The organism is Pseudoalteromonas sp. SANK 73390, assembly GCF_054966645.1.
The window spans coordinates 1-4598 of sequence record NZ_ARPN01000057.1 but is presented as its reverse complement, the minus strand read 5'-3'; the positions used below and the strand labels follow the sequence as shown (position 1 = coordinate 4598).

At 40.1% G+C, this 4598-nt stretch carries 4 protein-coding genes; 1 reads left to right on the top strand and 3 read right to left on the bottom strand.

The features are described from left to right. Window positions 1-122: 122 nt before the first annotated feature. Window positions 123-1007, bottom strand: a complete 885-nt coding sequence (locus SANK73390_RS09095) for a LysR family transcriptional regulator (protein ID WP_462765602.1) — start codon at window positions 1005-1007, stop codon at window positions 123-125. Between the two features lie 193 nt (window positions 1008-1200). Between SANK73390_RS09095 and SANK73390_RS09090 the strand changes: the two genes are divergently transcribed. Beyond that, the gene (locus tag SANK73390_RS09090) at window positions 1201-2031 is read left to right on the top strand and encodes a sulfite exporter TauE/SafE family protein (RefSeq protein ID WP_462765600.1); all 831 of its coding nucleotides are present in this window, start codon (window positions 1201-1203) and stop codon (window positions 2029-2031) included. An 84-nt stretch (window positions 2032-2115) separates the two neighbouring features. Here SANK73390_RS09090 and SANK73390_RS09085 read toward each other — a convergent pair whose 3' ends face one another. Both SANK73390_RS09085 and SANK73390_RS09080 read right to left on the bottom strand, forming a co-directional pair. Then, the gene (locus SANK73390_RS09085) at window positions 2116-3144 is read right to left on the bottom strand and encodes a methionine synthase (protein WP_462765598.1); all 1029 of its coding nucleotides are present in this window, start codon (window positions 3142-3144) and stop codon (window positions 2116-2118) included. 28 nt (window positions 3145-3172) lie between these two features. Further along, entirely contained in the window at window positions 3173-4150 is a 978-nt protein-coding gene (locus SANK73390_RS09080) for a DUF1852 domain-containing protein (protein WP_261591754.1), read from the bottom strand. Window positions 4151-4598 lie beyond the last annotated feature (448 nt).

Below are 4598 nucleotides of genomic sequence, written 5' to 3'. Positions count from 1 at the left end.
TGATTTTATACTCTGACCAATATTCATCATCCTGAACTTGTTTCAGGGCCTTATTTTAAAGCGGTATAACCTCACCAAGATCCTGACCTTCGCCAGAAAGACAATGATTTTATACTCATCTCTTATTTTGTTTTTTTCGCTTGAGTAATAAAATCACTTAAATAATCAATTTGCTGCTCGTCTTTACGGATACCAACGAAGATTTGTTTACTAATGCCTTTTTCGCCAAAGCGAAGACTTTTGATTGGCATTGTTTTTGAGTGCTCATCCACCAGCCAACCAGGCAAAGCACACACACCACGACCTGCAGCAACCATTTGTAGCATGATCTCAGTGGTTTCTATAATTTTATGTTTCTTTACTGAGCATTTTGCAGGATTTAGAAATTGACTAAAAATGTCTAAACGAAGTGGCTCAACGGGGTAGCTAAACAATACTTCATTATTCAATTGATTGGGTAATACAAAATCTTGCTCTGCCAGTTTGTGAGATGCGCAAACAACAAGCCTATGCTCATAGTTAAAAACAGGTATGTAGTCTATTTTTGGTTTATAGAGCGGATCGGGTGTGATCAATACATCAATTTCATAGCTTAGTAACGCACCTAGCGCACCAAATTGAAACTCCTGTTTCACATCCATATCAATCTCTGGCCACTGTTCTAAATAGGGCTGTATCACCCTGAGTAACCATTGATAGCATGGGTGACACTCCATGCCTATCCGTAGCGATCCCATTTCACCTTTGGCAATCTGACTTAATAACAATTCTGTATGTAAAAACTGAGGAAGTACCCTATTTGCCAGTGTTTGAATACGTCCACCCGCTGCTGTAAGGCGTAAGTTTCTGCCGTCTTTTTCCCATATATTGGTGCCTATTTGGCCTTCTAGCTTTTTGATGCTATGGCTAAGTGCTGACTGAGATAAATGCAAAGAGTCAGCGGCTTTAGTTAACGTGCCATGTTGTTTTATTGCAGTAAGTATTTCTAAATGGATCCGCTCCAGCATCAGGTCACTCCAGTAGCTCGTATTAATGATGATATTTATTCATTGAACAATGAAATTATATCATTTTTATTCATAAGATAACTGTCATTACAATCTATTGATAAGGGACATTGTAATCAACACAACCCTTTACTTAAAACATATCCGCCCAGCCACATTTTAGGCTGTTATTAACCACAAGAAGCTGCAGTAAATGAATATCATTGAATTTATAATAAATAATATCTCTACCTTAGTCGCACTCATTACTACCGGCATATTTGCTGGCATTTTAGCTGGACTGCTCGGTGTGGGCGGCGGCATTGTTATTGTGCCTGTGTTGTTTTTCTTATTTCAGCGCTTTGGCGTTTCAGCAGAGACTGCCATGCTGGTTGCTACTGCAACGTCATTGGCTACCATAGTACCCACATCAATCAGTTCAATTCGATCTCATAACCAAAAAGGTAATGTAGATTTTAAACTTCTCAAGCGTTGGACCGCATTTATTTTGTTAGGTGTTTTAGTGGGTAGTTGGTTAGTAACACGTATTGATGGCACCATACTTACCCTATTGTTTGGCGTAATAGCTACTTTATCAGCCTTGAACATGCTGCTTAGAACGGGCAAACCGGCCCTATATCAACAACTGCCTAATGCCAAAGGTCAAACTGTTATGAGTACCTCAGTGGGCTTTTTTAGTGCTATGGTAGGAATTGGCGGCGGCACACTTTCGGTGCCATTGCTCACTTTATATAACTACCCTGCTCACAAGGCCGTTGGCACGGCTGCTGCAATAGGGCTGATTATTTCTTTGCCAGGCGCGCTGACAATGCTAATACTTGGTAGCACGCCAAATGATGCACCTGTGGGCACATTTGGCTTAATCAATTTAATTGGTTTTATCTGTATTGTACCGCTAACAGTGCTTTTTGCCCCCATCGGAGCATCGCTTGGAGCTAAGCTTGACGCAGTTAAACTGAAAAAAGTATTTGCGCTTGTATTGCTCATTACTGGCTTGCGGATGTTGGCACAGCTTTTACTCTAAATTTTATTAGTCTGCTAGGCCTACCCGTATCAGGATAGGCCTAAGCATATAAAATAAATTTACTCACAGTACAGTACTGTACGTTTACGCCAACAGCTCTTTTCGGACTATCTGCGCACCCGCATTCAATGCGCTCAGCTTTTTTCTAGCAACTACACGCGATAAAGGTGCCATGCCACAATTTGTACAAGGATAAAGCTTATCTGCATCTACAAATTTAAGTGCTTCGCGCAAGGTGCTAGCAACCTCTTCTGGTGTTTCTATGGTATTAGTTGCCACGTCAATAGCACCCACCATTACTTTTTTACCTCGAATAAGCTCAAGTAGCTCAACGGGAACACGAGAACCGTGGCACTCTAATGAAATAATATCAATATTAGATTTTTGTAGCTTAGGAAAAACGGTTTCGTATTGTCGCCACTCACTCCCTAACGTTTTTTTCCAATCGGTATTGGCCTTGATACCATAGCCATAGCAAATATGTACCGCGGTTTCACACTTGAGCCCTTCTATTGCTCGTTCTAAACATGCAACGCCCCATTCATTCACTTCATCAAAAAACACATTAAATGCTGGCTCATCAAATTGAATAATATCAACACCTGCGGCTTCTAGATCCTTCGCTTCTTGATTGAGAAGTTTGGCAAACTCCCACGCTAACTTCTCTCGACTTTTATAATGATCATCATACAGCGTATCTATCATCGTCATCGGTCCCGGTAGCGCCCATTTAATAGGTTGTTTAGTTTGCTTACGTAAAAACCTTGCATCATCCACAAATACCGGTTTTGGCCGTGCAACCGCTGCAACAACCGTTGGTACACTCGCTTCATAACGGTTGCGAATTTTAACCGTTTTACGATTTTCAAAATCAACGCCGCTAAGGTGTTCAATAAACGTCGTTACAAAATGTTGCCGTGTTTGCTCGCCATCGCTGACAATATCAATGCCCGCTTGTTGCTGCTCTTGCAGTGATACACGTAATGCATCGTGCTTGCCGTCAACTAATTCCTCACCGTGCAGTTTCCAAGGCGACCATAGTGCTTCTGGTTGAGCAAGCCAAGCAGGCTTAGGTAAACTACCTGCTGTTGACGTTGGTAATAGTGTTTTCATAATAAATGCTGCCATTCCTTTTGATTAGTTATAATGCGAAACTCGCAGACCACTGCTCAAGCACATTTTGATATGGCTTAATAAAGCACTCTTCGGCAAACTTACCCTGCTTGATGGCAAGCTTACTGCGCTCTTCTCGGTCGTAAACTATTTGCGTTAATGAATGGTCTTGGTTTTGCAAATTTGGTTGATAGCAATTACCAGCAACCGCATTGGCATTATAAATTTCAGGTCGATAAATTTTTTGAAACGTTTCCATTGTGCTAATGGTACTTATCAACTCAAGGTTACTGTAGTCGTTAAGTAAATCACCAAAAAAATAAAAAGCCAAAGGTGCAACACTCTGAGGCGGCATAAAATAACGAACCTGTAAGCCCATTTTTTTAAAATACTGTTCAGTCAATGATGACTCATTTGGCTGATATTCAAAGCCTAGTACTGGATGTTGATTGTCAGTTCGTTGATACGTTTTATTATCCGACACACTCAAACAAATTACTGGTGGTTTATTAAAATGCTGTTTATAAGTATTTGAGTTTACAAAGTACTTAAAGAGCTTGCCATGTAAATCACCAAAGTTATCTGGTACGCTAAATGTGGCTTGATTTTTATTGTGATCAAACAGTAAAACACTAAAGTCATAATCTCGTACATAAGAGGAAAAGTTGTTTCCAACAATACCTTCAATACGTTCATCAGTGACGTGATCAACAATGTTGGTTTTTAATACCTCTATTGATGGAAACGCCTTACCACTACCCTCAATATCGATATCAACCGAAATGATCTCCAATTCAACTGAATATCGCTCACCCTTAGGGTTATCCCAATGTGCTAAGGCATTAAAGCTGTTGTCGATCATATTTAACGCATTGCGCAAGTTCTGTTGGCGGTGCTCTCCTCTGGCCAAATTAGCAAAGTTAGTGGTAATACGCGTATTGTCTGAAGGCTGATAGTGTTCATCAAGACAAAGGCTCTTAATAGTAAATGTAAAATGTTTATTCATGGTGATCTGGTATCCAATTATCTGTAATAAAACCTAAGTTTAATGCTTGCTCTTTCTGGCGTTTTTCAGTCGACAGCTTGCTAATACTTGCACCTGCCCTCTCATAGAAGACGACCTGCAACATTGCCTAGAGTTAACAGCAGAATGTAATTTATACTTGGTTTATTTCATGAATAAAAATGCTTTTATTTCATTAATTGATGAGTTAATTTCATGGTTTTGCATTTGTGCATAAGTTCACAGTGGACGACAGGGCAAACTTTATTTATTAATGGTGATTTTGTTGCAAGATAACAATGTGTTAGATCGTCCTGAGCCATACCCGTCACCCTGAAATAATATTAGTCACCCTAAACTTGTTTCAGGGCCTTATTCTAAAGCGGTATAACCTCAGCAAGATCCTGACCTGCGTCAGGAAGACAATAATTTATTACCCTGAACCATACCC